This is a genomic window from Burkholderia sp. IDO3, assembly GCF_003366075.1.
Lineage (GTDB): Bacteria > Pseudomonadota > Gammaproteobacteria > Burkholderiales > Burkholderiaceae > Burkholderia > Burkholderia anthina.
The window spans coordinates 2,596,811-2,612,770 of record NZ_CP028962.1; the positions used below are offsets into that span (position 1 = coordinate 2,596,811).

Genomic DNA, 15,960 nt, shown 5'->3' on the forward strand with positions numbered 1-15,960 from the left:
GCGCCTCACCCCTGCTGGACGCGCTGCGCGCGCGCGGCCAGACGCGGCCGCGTCCGCTCGAGCGGGCCGAGCCGGCCGAACAGGCCGTCCGCGATGCCCAACAGGATGCCGGCGAGCTTGTCGCGCTTGTCGCGCTCGACGAGCGCGATCTGCACGACCTGCCACACGGTCAGCAGGTTCGGCACGATCGCCACCGGAAAGCGCAGCCCGTACTGCATCCCGAGCTGCACCGCATTGCGTGCGCTGTAGTAGCGCCGTTGCCACGAGTGATTCATCGACGTCATTTCGAAAGGGCCGAACGCGTGGCGCTGCTTCGCGCCGATCCGGTGCGACAGCACCAGCGACGGCACGACATAGAGCGGCACGTTGCGCGCGAGCGCGCGGAAGCTGTACTCGGTGTCGACGTGATCGATGAACAGCGTCTCGTCGAAGCGGCCGAGCGCGTCGAACCCGGCACGCGACACGACGCAGCCGGACGAGATCAGGAACGCGCAGCGCTGCAGCGGCCCGTCGGCTTCGACCCGCAGCCGGCGCAACGCGATCCCGTCGGTCGCGAGCTCGGGCAGGAAGCTGCGCGCGTTCTCGTCGAAGATGCGCGGGCCGGCCAGGAACGCGCGGCCCGCGCGCCCCGCGCAGACGTCGCGCATCGTCGAAAAATAGCCGGCCGGCACCGACGAATCCTGGTCGAACAGCGCGACCGCATCGACGTTCCCGCGAAACAGCGCGGCAAGCCCCGCGTTGTACGCGCCGGCGATCCCGCCGCGGTTGCCGTGATGCAGCAGCGCGATGCCGTCGCGCGCGCACAGCGCGCTTGCACGGGCATCGGGCTGCGGCGTGTTGTCGACGACGAGCAGCGCGTCGCACGCATGCCGCCATGCGCCGAGCGCCGCGAGTTGCGCGTCGGTCGGGTGATACAGGATCACGAGTGCGCCGAGTGTCGTCATGCGGGTTTCCTCAATGTCCGAACGAAGCGGCCGCGCCGCGCCTGGGCCGCGTCAGCCACATCATCGCGGCGAGCACGAGACAGGTCATGCTCGCCATCCAGAACATGTCGCCCGTCGCCATCATGTAGGCCTGCTGCATCACCACCTGATGCAGCGTCGTCAGCTCGCGCACGCCGTCCACGCCCATCGCGTTCAGCGTGTGCACGAAGCGCTGCGTGTTCGCCGATGCGTGCGTGACCGATTGCGACACGACGTCGTAGTGGTAAGTCGCGCGGTTGTCCCACAGCGTCACGCTCATCGCGGTGCCGAACGCGGCCGACAGCGTGCGCAGGAAGTTCGACAGGCTCGACGCGGCCGCGAGCCGGTCGTCGGGAATGCGCGACAGCGTCGCGGCGGTCAGCGGAATGAAGAAGCACGGCAGCCCGATCCCCTGGATCAGCCCCGGCGCGGCGATCTGCGCGAACGTCATCTTCAGCGTGAAATGCGCGTCCCACGCGAGCACGGCCGCGAACACCAGGAAGCCGAACGTCGCGAGCACGCGTGCGTCGAAGCGGTGCGCGTGCAGCCCGACGAGAATCGAGAACACGAGCGCGAGCACGCCGAGCGACGCGGTGGCCAGGCCCGCATGGAACGCGTTGTAGCCCATCACCGCCTGCATCCACAGCGGAAACACGACGCCGACCACCGAGAAGCTCATCATCCCGAGCGAGATGATCAGCACGCAGAACGAGAACGTGCGGTCGCGAAACAGGCTCAGGTCGACGACCGGGTGCGCCTCGCCCGCCTCCCAGATCAGCAGCGACACGATCGCGAGCCCCGCGACCACCGCGAGCGTGACGATCAGCGGCGAGCCGAACCAGCCCTTGTCGTGGCCGAGGTCGAGCATCGCCTGCAGCGAGCCGACGCCGATCACCAGCAGCACGATGCCCGGCGCGTCGATCGGGCCGGCCGCGCCGCGCTGCGCGTCGGGGCGCAGCATCGTCGTGCAGACCGCGAACGAGAACAGCCCGATCGGCAGATTGATCAGGAAGATCCACGGCCACGAGAAGCTGTCGACGATCCAGCCGCCGACCACCGGCCCGAAGATCGGCGCGAGCAGAACAGTCATCGCCCATAGCGCGAGCGCGACGGTGCGCTTGTCCGGCGGGAACGTGCGCAGCAGGATCGTCTGCGACAGCGGCACCATCGGCCCCGAGCACAACCCCTGCAGCGCGCGGCAGATCACCAGCACGTGCAGGTCGCGCGCCAACCCGCACAGCAGCGACGTCAGCGTGAACAGCAGCACCGCGCCGACGAACAGCCGCAGCTCGCCGACGCGGCGCGCCAGCCAGCCGGTGAGCGGCACCGCGATCGCGGCCGCGACCGAATACGAGCTGATCACCCATGTGCCCTGGCTGTTCGAGACGCCGAGGCTGCCGGAGATCGCCGGCACCGCGACGTTCGTCACGGTCGAGTCGAGCACTTCGATGAAGGTCGCGAGCGACAGCGCGAACGTCAGCAGCGCGAGCCGCGCGCCGCGCACCGGCGGCGCGGCCGGCGCGGCCGGCGCGGACACGGGTGCGGACGCATCGAAGGCGGCGGGCGGGTCCCGAAGCGGCGACGCCGTGCTCATGCGCCCGCCGCCGCGACGTCGGCCGGTGTAGGCACGCGTCCGTGGTTCGGCGCGAGGCGCTCGATGAAATCGGCGGCCGTCTCGCACCCGTCCGGCGCGGCAGCGACCTGCGCGCGCACGCGGGCCGCCCGCTCGGCGAAGGCCGGCTCGGCGAGCACGCGCGCGAGCGCCGCGGCGAGGCGCGCGCCGTCGACCGGGCCATCGACGCGCACCCCGCAGCCGCTCGCGGCAACGCGTTGCGCATTGTCGAACTGGTCGTGCGCGAACGGCGTCGCGACCTGCACGATCCCCGCTTCGTACGCGAGCGCCGCGGTGCCGATCCCGCCGTGATGCACGAGCGCGCGGCAACGCGGCAGCAGCGTACGCATCGGCACGAAGCGGCGCACCAGCAGCCGCTCGCCGTCCGTAGCCGCATCGTGCGGCGTCAGCAGAATGCCGCGTGCGCCGGTTGCACGCAGCGCGTCCGACACCGCGCGCGCATACGCGGCGTGATCGATCCGCGTCGAGCCGGCCGTGAACACGACGGGCGGCTCGCCCGCCGCGAGAAACGCATCGAGCGCGGGATCGTCGTCATGCGTGGCGACGTCGTTGAACAGCGGAAAGCCGCTTTGCAGAAGACGCGCCGGCCAGTCGCGCTGCGCCGGCGCGAACCAGTCGGGAAACAGGCACAGCACGCCGTCCGTCGAATGCAGCCAGCGGCCGAGCACGCGCCGCGCGGGCGCCAGCCCCAGTTCACGGCGCACCGCATTGAGCGCCGGGCCGCACACGCGGTCGAGCACCTGCCGCTCGATCAGCGTCATCAGCGCCGATTTCACGGGCAGCGGCCAGCGCGCGGGGATCGTCAGGCGCGGGTGCGTCGGCGGCATCTGCGCGGACAGCAGCGTGGACGGCGACACCTGCACCGACACGTACGGCGTGCCGTGCAGCTCCTGCATCAGCCGCGCGGAAAACGCCCACAGCGTGCCGACCAGCACGGTGTCGCGATCGGTCAGCGCGCGCAGCGCGTCGTAATGCGGGCGCACCACGGGCGCGATCACCTGCCACAGCGTGCGGAACGACGTGCGCGGATCCCACAGCGCCGGGTTCGCCATCGCGGCGTCATACTCGGCCGCGGTGCCGACCGGCACGAACGCGAAGCCGAAGCGGCGCGCGGCGGCCTCGAACGGCGGATGCGTGCAGAACACGACGTCGTGGCCGCGCATCGCGAGCGTGCGCGCGACGCCGAGCAGCGGATGCACGTCGCCCGCCGAGCCGATCGCGGTCACGATCACCTTCGCCATCGCGCGCCTCGCGGGGATCAGTAGAAGCCGGGGATCAGCGCCGCGACCTCGCGGCGGTACTGCGTATACGCCGGCCCGAAATAGCCGGTCAGCCAGCTCTCCTCGACGCGCACCTTGTACGCCAGCGACGCGAACACGAGCACGACGCCGAGCGCGCCACGCCATTCGCCGCCGATCAGCGCGGCGCCGACCAGCGCGATCAGGCAGCCGGTGTAGATCGGATGGCGCACGAGGCCGTACGGGCCGGTGCGCACGAGTTCGTGGTTTTCCTTCAGCGTGACGGACACGCTCCAGTTCGTGCCGAGGTGCAGCCGCGCCCACACCGAGAACAGCAGCCCCGCGACCAGCACCGCGAGCCCGCCTTGCGCGAGCAGGCCGAAGCGCTGCCAGTCGGGCACGAGCGCCTGCCACGACGGATCGGGCAGGATGATCAGCGCGCCGCCGACGATCAGCGGAATCGACTGCAGCGTGCGCGAACGCGACGCCTCCTTGCGCACGGTCGTCTTTACGCCCTGCGACGTCGCGATCCAGTAGGCGAGCCAGATGGCCCACGGAACGACGATGGCGATGCTCTGAACGATATTCACGGCTGGCCTGCCTCGTATGGATAGGAATTTGGATACGTCCGGCGTGGATACGCCCGGCGTGGATACGTCCGGTGTGCCCGATGCGCGACGTGCCGCGTCACGACATCGCCGGCATCGGCGCGGACACGCATGCGTGCGCGGCGCCGAGCGCGATGCCCGCGGCGGCCGGCGGCGCATCGCAGAAGAAGTCGAGCAGCGCCGCCCGCGTGGTCTCGCGCTGCGCGCGGCCTTCGATGTCGAGGAAGTGGCCGGCATCGGGAATGGTCGTGAAGCGCGCGCGCGGCACGTGTGCGGCAAGCTGGCGGACGTCGGCGGGCGTCGTGTACTCGTCGCGCTCGCCGTTCAGGAACAGCAGCTCGCAGCCGATGTTCGAGAACTCGCTCAGATAGCGCTCCGGCTGCAGCGACAGGATCTGGTCGACGTGGAAGGCGACCTGGTCCTGCTCGTCGCGCGGCAGGCGCGTCAGATACCGGTAGTTGTACAGCTTCATGATGCGCGGCAGGTAGCGGCCGACCGTATCGTTGAGCAACTGCGCGGCCTTCAGGTTCTCGCCGGCCGAGATGTGGTCGCGTGCGCGGGTCACGTAGTCGACCATCGCATCGTTCAGGAACGGCGAGAACGAGCAGATCGCCGCGCGCCGCACGCTCGGGCAGCCGCGCGCGAGCGCGAACAGCGACGCGACCCCGCCCCACGACACCGACACGAGGAACGCGGGTGCGAAGCGCTCGACCAGATGCTGGAGGATCGCGGCCTCGTCGTCCTTCGTCAGGATGAAGCAGCCGGGATTGTGCTGGCGCGACTGCCCCGCATACGGGAGGTCGAAGCAGATCGTGTTCATCCGCTCGCCGAGATACTGGACGGTCTGCCCGAACGACGCGGTGGTCGCGAGCGCGCCGTTGACGAGCATCGCCGTGTCGAAGGACGGATCGAACACGTTCCGTTCGACGTAGACCTTCAGACCATTCGGCAGCGGGACCACGTGTTTTTCGGTCGGCATCGTCGTTCTCCGGTGGATGCGGCGTCTCGGCGTCGCGGCATGCTGCAGGTGCGCAATGGCTGGCGCCGGCCGCATGCGCGATCGCCGAGCGCGCATGGCCGACGCACCGCGACAATGACGCGCGGCGCCGATTCATTCCTTGTAGTGCGGCGCCATACTAATACGGCCAATATTACTTACTCAAGTCATCTCAACGATCCCCTCTACTCCAGCGGGAAATACGACCGATTCGAATTTTTTTAGCGTTTTTTATGGTAGGCAGAGTCGATTGAAAGGCGATCGCAATCGTTTGCGCAAACCTCTTTCAGCAGGCATGAAATTCACATATATCGTCATAATTCAACGACTTACAGCATTTCAATCGCCCGATTGAAACGAATTTCCGGAAATTACCCGGATTGCCATCGGATGCTTGAATTCTCAGATCACATCGAATCTCACATACCTCGACATTCTTTCGGCATGTAATAAAAACAATCCGAAAACCTTGGCAACGATTACGCCGCCTTTTCGGAAATCGTTTTAAACAAACTTAATTTTATTTAACCAGCTTTCAAACGGTTTTCCCGCACCTGCACAATTGCGCCGGGCGGACTCCCCTACCCCGCCGGCGTGACGATCCATCGTCGGACCCCGATTTTTTGTTGATTGAACGATCAATAAAAAACCGCTAAGCTTCGACTTCCAGGAACGGCCCGTCCGGGCGAAGGGAGTCGCGATGCCGAAAGTCGGAATGCGGGAGATTCGTCGCGCACAGTTGATCGACGCGACGCTGCGCTCGATCGACGAAGCCGGCCTGCCCGGCACGACGCTCGCATCGGTCGCGCAGCGCGCGAACATCTCCACGGGCATCGTCAGCCATTACTTCGGCGACAAGGACGGCCTGCTCGAAGCCACGATGCGGCACGTGCTGCGCGATCTGTGGGCGGCCACCACGCGCCGCCGCGTCGCCGCGCGCAAGGACTCGCGCTCCCGGCTGCGCGCGGTCGTCGCCGCGAACTTCGACGACACGCAGGTCAGCGCGCCCGTGATGAAAACCTGGCTCGCGTTCTGGTCGCAGAGCATGCACGACCCGATGCTCAAGCGCCTGCAGCACGTCAACACGCGGCGCCTCCATTCGAACCTGTGCGCCGAATTCGCGAAGACGCTGCCGCGTGCGAAGGCACGCGAAGCCGCCAGCGGCCTCGCCGCGCTGATCGACGGCCTGTGGCTGCGCGGCGCGCTCGCCGGCGGCCCGATCGACACCCGGGCGGCATTGAAACTCGCCCACGATTACATCGACCTGCTGCTCGCGTCCGACTGACGCGTCACGCACTCGCCCTCAAGGAGATCCTCATGTCCGTATACGGTTTGCAGCGCCTCTACATCGGCGGCGGTTACGTCGACGCCACCAGCGGCAAGACTTTCGACACCGTCGACCCCGCCACCGGCGAACTGCTCGCACAGGTGCAGCAGGCGAGCGCGGCCGACGTCGACCGCGCGGTCGCATCGGCGCAGGCAGGCCAGCGCGAATGGGCCGCGATGACGGCCATGCAGCGCTCGCGCATCCTGCGCCGCGCGGTCGACCTGCTGCGCGAACGCAACGACGCGCTCGCGGCGATCGAGACGCGCGACACCGGCAAGCCGATCGGCGAAACGCTCGCGGTCGACATCGTCACCGGCGCGGACGTGATCGAGTACTACGCGGGCCTCGCGACCGCGATCGAAGGGCTGCAGGTGCCGCTACGCGCCGAGTCGTTCGTCTATACGCGTCGCGAACCGCTCGGCGTGTGCGCGGGCATCGGCGCATGGAACTACCCGATCCAGATCGCGTGCTGGAAGACGGCGCCCGCGCTCGCGGCCGGCAACGCGATGGTGTTCAAGCCGAGCGAAGTCACGCCGCTCACCGCGCTCAAGCTCGCCGAGATCTATACGGAAGCCGGCGTGCCGGCCGGCGTGTTCAACGTCGTGCAGGGCGACGGCTCGGTCGGCGCACTGCTCACCGGCCATCCGGACATCGCGAAGGTGTCGTTCACCGGCGGCGTCGAGACCGGCAAGAAGGTGATGTCGCTCGCCGGCGCCTCGTCGCTGAAGGAAGTGACGATGGAGCTCGGCGGCAAGTCGCCGCTGATCGTGTTCGACGATGCCGATCTCGATCGTGCGGCCGACATCGCCGTGACCGCCAACTTCTTCAGCTCGGGCCAGGTCTGCACGAACGGCACGCGCGTGTTCGTGCACCGCTCGGTCAAGGACGCATTCACGCAGAAGGTGCTCGAACGCGTGAAGCGCATCCGCGTCGGCAAGCCGACCGATGCCGACACCAACTTCGGCCCGCTCGTCTCCGCCGCGCAGCTCGACAAGGTGCTCGGCTTCATCGAGAGCGGCAAGGCCGAAGGCGCGAAGCTGCTCGCCGGCGGCACGCGCCTGACCGACGGCCACTTCGGCAGCGGCCAGTACGTCGCGCCGACCGTGTTCGGCGACTGCCGCGACGACATGAAGATCGTCCGCGAAGAAATCTTCGGGCCGGTGATGAGCATCCTCGATTTCGAATCGGAGGACGAAGTCATCGCCCGCGCGAACGACACGCACTACGGCCTCGCGGCCGGCGTCGTGACCGAGAACCTGTCGCGCGCGCACCGCACGATCCACCGCCTCGAAGCCGGCATCTGCTGGATCAACACGTGGGGCGAATCGCCGGCCGAGATGCCGGTTGGCGGATACAAGCAATCCGGCGTCGGACGCGAGAACGGCATCACGACGCTCGAACACTACACTCGAATCAAGTCGGTGCAGGTCGAGCTCGGCCGCTACAACCCGGTGTTTTGAGAACGAGAGGAGATACCCCGTCATGACGACACGCGAATACGACTACATCATCTGCGGCGCCGGTTCCGCGGGCAACGTGCTCGCGACGCGCCTGACGGAAGATCCGAATGTCACGGTGCTGCTGCTCGAAGCGGGCGGCCCCGACTACCGCTTCGACTTCCGTACGCAGATGCCGGCGGCGCTCGCCTATCCGCTGCAGGGCCGTCGCTACAACTGGGCCTACGAGACCGACCCCGAGCCGCACATGGACAACCGCCGGATGGAGTGCGGCCGCGGCAAGGGGCTCGGCGGCTCGTCGCTGATCAACGGGATGTGCTACATCCGCGGCAACGCGCTCGACTACGACAACTGGTCGACGCACAAGGGGCTCGAGAACTGGACGTATCTCGACTGCCTGCCGTACTTCAAGAAGGCCGAGACGCGCGACGTCGGCCCGAACGACTACCACGGCGGCGACGGCCCCGTGTCGGTCACGACCAGCAAGCCGGGCGTGAATCCGCTGTTCGAGGCGATGGTCGATGCGGGCGTGCAGGCCGGCTATCCGCGCACCGACGACCTGAACGGCTATCAGCAGGAAGGCTTCGGTCCGATGGACCGCACCGTCACGCCGAAGGGCCGCCGGGCGAGCACCGCGCGCGGCTACCTCGACCAGGCGAAGGTCCGGCCGAACCTCGAGATCGTCACGCACGCGCTCGCCGATCGCATCCTGTTCGACGGCAAGCGCGCATCGGGCGTCACGTACCTGCGCGGCAGCGAGCGCGCCACCGCGCATGCGCGCCGCGAAGTGCTCGTGTGCAGCGGCGCGATCGCATCACCGCAATTGCTGCAGCGCTCGGGCGTCGGCCCCGGCGCGTGGCTGAAGGAACTCGACATCCCGATCGTGCTCGACCTGCCCGGCGTCGGCCAGAACCTGCAGGATCACCTGGAGATGTACATCCAGTACGAGTGCAAGGAACCGGTGTCGCTGTATCCGGCGCTCAAGTGGTGGAACCAGCCGAAGATCGGTCTCGAATGGATGCTGAACGGCACCGGCCTCGGCGCGAGCAACCACTTCGAGGCGGGCGGTTTCATCCGCACGCGCGACGACGATCTGTGGCCGAACATCCAGTATCACTTCCTGCCCGTGGCGATCAACTACAACGGCTCGAACGCGATCGAGATGCACGGCTTCCAGGCGCACGTCGGCTCGATGCGCTCGCCGAGCCGCGGCCGCGTGAAGCTGCGCTCGCGCGATCCGAACGATCATCCGAGCATCCTGTTCAACTACATGGCCGAAGCGCTCGACTGGCGCGAGTTCCGCGATGCGATCCGCGCGACGCGCGAAATCATGCGGCAGCCGGCGCTCGACCGCTATCGCGGCCGCGAACTGAACCCGGGCGCCGACTGCAAGAGCGACCAGGAGCTGGACGCGTTCGTGCGGGCCCGCGCGGAAACCGCATTCCATCCGTCGTGCTCGTGCAGGATGGGTTACGACGACATGGCCGTGGTCGACGAAGAAGGCCGCGTGCACGGGCTGGAAGGGTTGCGCGTGGTCGATGCGTCGATCATGCCGATCATCACGACCGGCAACCTGAACGCGCCGACGATCATGATCGCGGAGAAGATCGCGGACAAGATCCGCGGCCGCAAGCCGCTCGCGCGCGTGGACGTGCCCTACTTCGTCGCGAACGGCGCGATGGCGAGGAACGTCGCGAAGGCGGTGCGGCAGCCGGAGACGGTGTAACCGGACGCGCGCCCTTCGCGGCGCGCAGCAGCAACATCCACGGCTCGCGGCGTTCTCGCCGCGGGCCGTTTTTTTTCATGGCGTGCTTTCGCCGCCCGTGCTGAACCGCGTGATCGCGGCGCCCTTTCGTCGCATCCGTTTCGCGCGCACGATCGGATTCGCGCGCGACGTCAGGCTCATCGTGCCGCGCAAGCGCTCGAACGCGACGTCCTCCTGCGCCCCGAAGCGGCTGGCGGCCGGCCATGCGAGCACGGCGTCGAGCCACGTCCGCCACGCATCGCCATGAAAGCGGCGCGCGAATGCGTGCACCACGTCGGGCGCGGCGATCACGATGCCCGCCAGCAGGTAATACGCCCAGAAGCTGCCCGCGGCGAGGATCCGGTCGAGCCGGCACACCGACACCGCGGCGAGCAGGCCGTCCACCGATGCGAGATCCGCGCGTCGTTCGCGGATCGCGCGCGCGACGATATTGTGTCGGCCGCCATACGCGGCAATGGATACTCCATTACCGGCAGCCAATTCCGCGCTGAACATCGCGAGCGCGGCCAGCTCGTCGATACGCGCCGCATCGTCGCGCGGCCCGCAGACGCGCAGCACGATCGCGTCGATGACGGCGCCCGGCCGAGCCGACGGTGCCACGCATGCGGCAGCCACGGCCGCGTGTCGTTCTCCCAGGTTCTTCGCAGGCCGCGCATCGACGCCGCCTGCTTCGGGCGCCGGCGCTTGGTACGTTCCTGCCTCGTCGTCGTTTTCGATGCCGGTCGCGATTCGCTCGAGCGCGGCCCAGCCGTCATCGGGGTGCTCGAACGCCCACACGTCGACGATGCCGTGCGCCGCTTCGAATGCATCGCGCGACCCCGGGCAGCGCCGCTCCGCATGCGCGAGCTGCCACGCATCGGGAACGTGCATGCACGCATTGCGCGGATCGCCCGCATCGCACGCGCAACCGCCGCCGTCCGTGGCGATCCACGGCGCGAGTTCGTGCAGCACGGCAATCGCGTCGCGCGACAGGTTCATCCCCGGTCCCGCACGCGACGGCACGACGGCCGTGTCGCCGGTTTCGGCCGCCATCGCGCGGGCGGCTTCGGCTTCGTGGAGAGAGTCGATCAGGTACTGCAGCCACGCAGCCGTGCGCAACCGGTCGGGCGTCGCACCGCGGGCATCGCCATACTTCGCTGGGTCGGTGAGCATGGGGGGTCCGGACATGGTCTGGCAAATCAAGGAGTCGTTTTGTGCCGGTCGAACCGGACGGTACGGCATACCGTACCGTCCGCTGCATGGCCGCCCGCGCCGGATCGCGAAGCAGGCGGCCAGCCGGTCGTCGTGCCGATACGCGCGGACGCGTCGCCGTCGCGAAACCGGAACACCCGCCGCGCATCCTTGCTCGGCCCTCGTATCCGGCGGGCGCCCCGGCCTCGATCACACGGCGCTTACTGCACGTGGAACTTCGGCGACGTGGCAACCGTGCCGCTGACCGTACAGTCCGGCGTCAGCACCGCGTTGTTGAACGTGAGCGACGAGTTCGGATCGCTCCACGTCGTGACCACCTTGCTCGGCCCGCACGTGCCGAGCAGCGTAACGGTCACCTTCGCGTTGTTGATCGACAGCTGCGTCGTGCTGTCGGCCTGCCCCGTCCACGGCGACGCGCTGCTCGCGCTGCCGCTGATCAGGCCGCACGTCGCGCCGCCGGTGAACGTCGTCGACGTGATGTTGACGATGCCCGTCGAGGAGATCGTGCCGTTGAAGGTCGCGTTGCAACTCGCGTTGATCGCGCCTTTAGCCAACACCGTGAGGCCCGTCGCGGAGAACGGCTCCCCGCCCGGATTCATGGCCTGGCCGTCGACGCGCGTCACGGTCACGGCGAAAGCAGGCGCGGCCGACACCGCGGTGAATGCCACTGCAGCAACAAGCGATACGATTTTGCGAATGCTCATTTGAACTGCCCCCTCTCTCTTCACAAATGGCGGCATGCCGCCAGGAACGCGACGCGCCGGCCGGATCGCCCCGGCCGCCCGGTCGCAGGAAGCCGCCGGCGCGCGTACCGCGCGCCGGACGGCTCAGAACTTGTAGGAAATCCCGACGAACGAGATCAGCGGATCGGCTTTCAGCCGCGTGCGCGTCGTGGCGAGCGTCGTGCCGTCCGCCGCGCTGATCACGAGCGACGAGTAGGTCTTCAGCGGCATGTAGGTCAACGTCGCCGTGAGCGCCCAGTGCTTGTCGATCGCATAGCTCGCACCGACGTTGTAGACCGGCGTGAACGACGACGATGCCTTGCCCTCCACCGACGTCGGCCCCGGCTTGCCGGCACCGGCCGCGAGCACGCTGCCGAGATTCTCGTTGATGTCCTTCGCGAAATTGCCGTTCAGTTCGATGTTGCTGAACCAACTGTACGCCACGCCGATCCCGACGAACGGACGGAATTTCGCCGTCGGTGCATTGAAGTAGTACTGCAGAATGATCGTCGGGCTCCATTGCCGCGCATTCTTCACGGCCGGCTGGTTCGACGGATTGTCCATGTTGACGCTGCCGAGCGCGCCGGCCGGGCCCGGCGGCCGGATCACGCCGTGCCCGGTCAGCGTGAACTCGGGCGGCACGCCGAGCACCGACGTCACCGCGATGTGGTCGGTGAAGAAGTGCGTGAGCGTGAGGCCGACCGTATCGGCGTTGTTGACCGTCAGGCTCGTGCCCGGCGACGTGAACGACCCGGGCAGGCGCAGCGGCCCGTTGATCGGCATGCTCGCGAGATTCGTCGTCAACCCGTTGGTCGAATCCATCGGCGCGATGTGCAGCCAGCCCAGCGTCGCGACGTTGTCGCCCGCCTGCTGGGCCGATGCGAGCGTCGACACGCCTGCGACGACACCCGCGACAATCAGCTTCTTCATCAGTCTCCCCCTCCTTCTGTCCGGGCGCCGCGCACCCGCGCGCGGCGCCATCGTGTCTCCTGCCCTGCGCGGTCACTGCACGAACGCGCCGACCGTGAAGTACGGATTGCTCGTATCGGCCATGTCGAGGAACCCGAACACGCCGCCGGTGAACACGAACTTGCCGGTCGCCGGCCCCGACGCCGCATCCGCATGCACGGTCGTCACGACGCCCGGCACCTTCTGCGTGTAGTCGAGATTCAGCGCGCGCGTGAGCGCGGCCTGCGACGCGTTGAACGGATCGAGCAGCGTGGCCTGCGCATCGACGAGCGCCGTCGCGCGGTAGTTGAACGCGCTGTCGACGCCCGTGTACTCGCCGTTCTGCGAACCCGGCGCGATCGCCGCCTGCGGGCTCAGGAACGAGATGCCCGATTCGTCGTCCGCGCTCGGCGGGCCCTGCGTGAGGTCCGCGTTCGCGGCACCCGTGCGGATGAAGATCGGCACGAGCTGATCGCGCAGCTTGCCGACGATCAGGATCCCCTTGCCGGCCTTCGCCGGATCGAGCGCGGCGAGCGTCGGCGGAATCTGCGGCTGGTAGTTCAACGACTGGAACGCCGGCGCATCCGGGCGCGGCGTGAACGGCTGGTTCACGGTCGCGCTCGATGCGAGCGGCTGGCCGCCGTTCTTCTTGCCGAAGTTGTCGGTCTCGACGTAGCTGCCGTCCGCGTTGATCGTCACCTGCTGGTCGAGCGCCACCGGCTGGAAGTTCTGCGACGGCACCTGGTGATAGCCGAGCTGGTTGTACGTGCCGGCGATCTTCGACAGATCGGTTTCGAGCGACGAGAAACTGATGAACGGGTAGTACGGGAACGTCGTCTGCGGAATCTTGCCGACACCGATCACGCCGTCGAACTGGATCGTCGCACCGGGAATCGCACCGCCCAGCACGCCTTCGCCGAGGAACAGCCGTGCCGGCCGATTCGGGTCGAGGCTCGCGTTCTGCATCCGGAACGTGCACTGATTGAGCTTCACGGTCGGCAGCCCGGTTTCGTCGACCAGCGTGCCGTCGACCACGTTGGCCGGCGCCGTGTCGCGCGTCGGCTGCACGGTGCCGGTGGTGATCGGCACCGGCGACGCGAGATAGGTCATCCGGTACGTCATCTTCGTCGTGTCGAGCTGCACCTTCACCAGTTCGCCCGAACCGGAGCCGCCGATGAACACCGTGTCGTAGTCGATCGTCTGCGGGCACAGCCGGACCACCGGCGAGGGCGGCGGGTCGCCGTCGCCGCCGCAGGCGACCAGCACGGGCGCGAGCGACGCCGCGGCCATCCAATGCTTCACATTCATAGGAATCCTCTTGAATTTCGATTCGCCGGCGGCGACGCGTGCGCCGCCGGTGTTCCGTGTTCAGTCCGCCGTCACTGGACGAACGCGCCGACCGTGAAGAACGGGTTGACCTTGCTGTTGTTGACGACCATCGCGTAGACGCTCCCCGCCGTCACGATCCAGCCCGTGTCGCCCTTGCTGAAGATCGCCACGTTGCCGTCCGCCCCCTTCGCGTTGAAGTCCTGCGAAGCCGTGACCTTGATCTTGCCGGGCGTCGCCTGCGTATAGTCGAGCGCGAACTGCGAGGTAACCGACGACGTCTGCGGGTCGATGAATGCCGCGGTGGCGCCCTGGAACAGCGTCGACGTGTAGTTCGCGGCCATCGTCGACACGGCGGTGCCGTCCGTGCAATTTCCGGCCTCGGGCATGAAGAACGTGCCGTTGAACGTGCCGGGCAGGTCGGGATGCGGTATGGCGTTATTGAAGCTCGGCCCCGCATTCCCCGGTGCGCCATACAGGCCGTTGGACGTCACCACCCCGCATGCGGACGCGCTCGTCGCACCGATGAAACCGCCCTTGAGCGCATTGGTCGCGACAGACTGCGCGGGAGACAGCATCGAGATGCCGACTTCCGCGTCGGCGACCGACGCCAGCAGGTTGCTCGCGTCGGCATGCGAGTAGCCGACGCGAATCACGATCGGCACCAGCACGCCGTTCAGCTTGCCGACGATCATCACGCCACGCGCCTGGGTCGGCGACAGCAGCACGAGCGGCTGCTCCTGGCCGGCCGACGGATAGGGCATGCCCGGATTCGCGCCGCTGACGAACACGTTATCGGCGCTGCCGTCCATGTTCTTGCGCAGCGTCCACGGCGTGCCGGTCGTCTGGCACGAGTAGTCGCTGCCCGACGTAATCGTGCACGTGCCGTCCGCATTGAGTGTCTGGTTCCAGTTCACGACATCCGGCTGCCAGCCCTGCGGGGTGGCGGTCTGATAGCTGCTGCCGGTCGGCGACAGATGAATGCCGACCTCGTTGTAGACGCCGGCCACCTTCGCGAAATCGGTCTCGGTGTCGGTAAAGCCGATAAACGGATAGAAATCGAACGTGCGCGACGGCACGGTCCCGATAAAGACGCCCGGCGCGAGCGGAATGCCGTCGAACTGGATCGTCGCGCCCGGAATTCCGCCACCCACCACACCATTCCCGACGAACAGCATCGGCGGATCGCTGCGCTTGATCGTCACCGCATACGCGCCGTCGCTCGTCGCGCCGCTGTCGAGCACGAACGCGCAGCGGTTCTGCTCGGCGGTCGGCAGATTGGTCGGATGATGGAATGCGCCGCTGATCGTCAGGCCCGCGCGCGTGTCGTTGACCTGCCCCGCCGAGGTCGGCACCGACGATTCGATGAACTGCATCTGGTAGGTGAGCCTGGTCGTGTCGAACTTCACCTTCACGTATTCGCCGCTGCCCGAGCCGCCCGTGTAGGTCGTCGTGTAGTCGAGCGAATCCGGACACAGCTTCGTCACGACGGGCGGCGTCGTTTCGGCACCGCTCGGCCCGCATGCGCTGCCCGAGCACTGCGGCACGTTGATCGGCCCCGGATCGTCGCCGCCGCCGCAACCGGCGACGAACGGCAGCGCCAGCACGGCGCACGACAGGACCGCCTTCCGCCATTCAGGAATGCAAACCATCAACCCCTCCTTTTCAGGTACGACAAGTCTCGTCCGGACGGGCTGCGTGGCCCGCCGGTTGGTATCGCGCCGTCGTGCAGGCACGCGGCGCATGACGATGCGCGCAATGCGCGCCGCGCGGCCGGTCAGGCCAA

The 15,960-nt window shown here is 67.8% G+C and carries 13 protein-coding genes; 3 read left to right on the forward strand and 10 right to left on the reverse strand.

The features are described 5' to 3' along the window. Positions 1-5 precede the first annotated feature (5 nt). From DCN14_RS11930 to DCN14_RS11950, 5 genes are all read right to left on the reverse strand, one after another. Positions 6-944: a glycosyltransferase family 2 protein gene (locus DCN14_RS11930; RefSeq protein ID WP_096501856.1), complete on the reverse strand. Its 939-nt coding sequence runs from the start codon at positions 942-944 to the stop codon at positions 6-8. Positions 945-954: 10 nt separating this feature from the next. Beyond that, positions 955-2,556, reverse strand: coding sequence for a DHA2 family efflux MFS transporter permease subunit (locus DCN14_RS11935; protein ID WP_162826192.1), 1,602 nt, complete (start codon positions 2,554-2,556; stop codon positions 955-957). Continuing rightward, positions 2,553-3,836 carry a nucleotide disphospho-sugar-binding domain-containing protein gene (locus tag DCN14_RS11940; protein ID WP_096501858.1) on the reverse strand — a complete coding sequence of 428 codons (1,284 nt, stop codon included), beginning with the start codon at positions 3,834-3,836 and terminating at the stop codon, positions 2,553-2,555. Before DCN14_RS11940 ends, DCN14_RS11935 begins: the two co-directional genes overlap by 4 nt. 17 nt (positions 3,837-3,853) lie before the next feature. Beyond that, positions 3,854-4,423 carry an isoprenylcysteine carboxylmethyltransferase family protein gene (locus DCN14_RS11945; RefSeq protein ID WP_096501861.1) on the reverse strand — a complete coding sequence of 190 codons (570 nt, stop codon included), beginning with the start codon at positions 4,421-4,423 and terminating at the stop codon, positions 3,854-3,856. Positions 4,424-4,520: 97 nt separating this feature from the next. Beyond that, positions 4,521-5,420, reverse strand: coding sequence for an alpha/beta hydrolase (locus tag DCN14_RS11950; RefSeq protein ID WP_096501863.1), 900 nt, complete (start codon positions 5,418-5,420; stop codon positions 4,521-4,523). Positions 5,421-6,138: 718 nt separating this feature from the next. Here DCN14_RS11950 and betI point away from each other — a divergent pair. The 3 genes from betI to betA are packed head-to-tail and all read left to right on the forward strand — an operon-like array spanning position 6,139 to position 9,948. Further along, positions 6,139-6,723, forward strand: coding sequence for a transcriptional regulator BetI (gene betI / locus DCN14_RS11955; RefSeq protein ID WP_096501865.1), 585 nt, complete (start codon positions 6,139-6,141; stop codon positions 6,721-6,723). A 32-nt stretch (positions 6,724-6,755) separates the two neighbouring features. Continuing rightward, the gene (gene betB, locus DCN14_RS11960; protein ID WP_096501867.1) at positions 6,756-8,225 is read left to right on the forward strand and encodes a betaine-aldehyde dehydrogenase; all 1,470 of its coding nucleotides are present in this window, start codon (positions 6,756-6,758) and stop codon (positions 8,223-8,225) included. Positions 8,226-8,247: 22 nt separating this feature from the next. Next, on the forward strand, positions 8,248-9,948 hold the full coding sequence (gene betA / locus DCN14_RS11965) for a choline dehydrogenase (RefSeq protein WP_096501869.1): 1,701 nt from the start codon (positions 8,248-8,250) through the stop codon (positions 9,946-9,948). A 75-nt stretch (positions 9,949-10,023) separates the two neighbouring features. Here betA and DCN14_RS11970 read toward each other — a convergent pair whose 3' ends face one another. From DCN14_RS11970 to DCN14_RS11990, 5 genes are all read right to left on the reverse strand, one after another. Then, positions 10,024-11,139, reverse strand: coding sequence for a hypothetical protein (locus DCN14_RS11970; RefSeq protein ID WP_096501871.1), 1,116 nt, complete (start codon positions 11,137-11,139; stop codon positions 10,024-10,026). Between the two features lie 239 nt (positions 11,140-11,378). Further along, a complete protein-coding gene (locus tag DCN14_RS11975; RefSeq protein ID WP_096501873.1) occupies positions 11,379-11,882 on the reverse strand; it encodes an activator protein in 504 nt (167 codons plus the stop codon). Between the two features lie 123 nt (positions 11,883-12,005). Continuing rightward, positions 12,006-12,830 carry an OmpW family outer membrane protein gene (locus DCN14_RS11980; RefSeq protein WP_096501875.1) on the reverse strand — a complete coding sequence of 275 codons (825 nt, stop codon included), beginning with the start codon at positions 12,828-12,830 and terminating at the stop codon, positions 12,006-12,008. A gap of 72 nt (positions 12,831-12,902) precedes the next feature. Next, entirely contained in the window at positions 12,903-14,156 is a 1,254-nt protein-coding gene (locus DCN14_RS11985; RefSeq protein ID WP_096501877.1) for a DUF2957 domain-containing protein, read from the reverse strand. A 71-nt stretch (positions 14,157-14,227) separates the two neighbouring features. Then, positions 14,228-15,826: a DUF2957 domain-containing protein gene (locus tag DCN14_RS11990; RefSeq protein WP_096501879.1), complete on the reverse strand. Its 1,599-nt coding sequence runs from the start codon at positions 15,824-15,826 to the stop codon at positions 14,228-14,230. Positions 15,827-15,960: the final 134 nt, after the last annotated feature.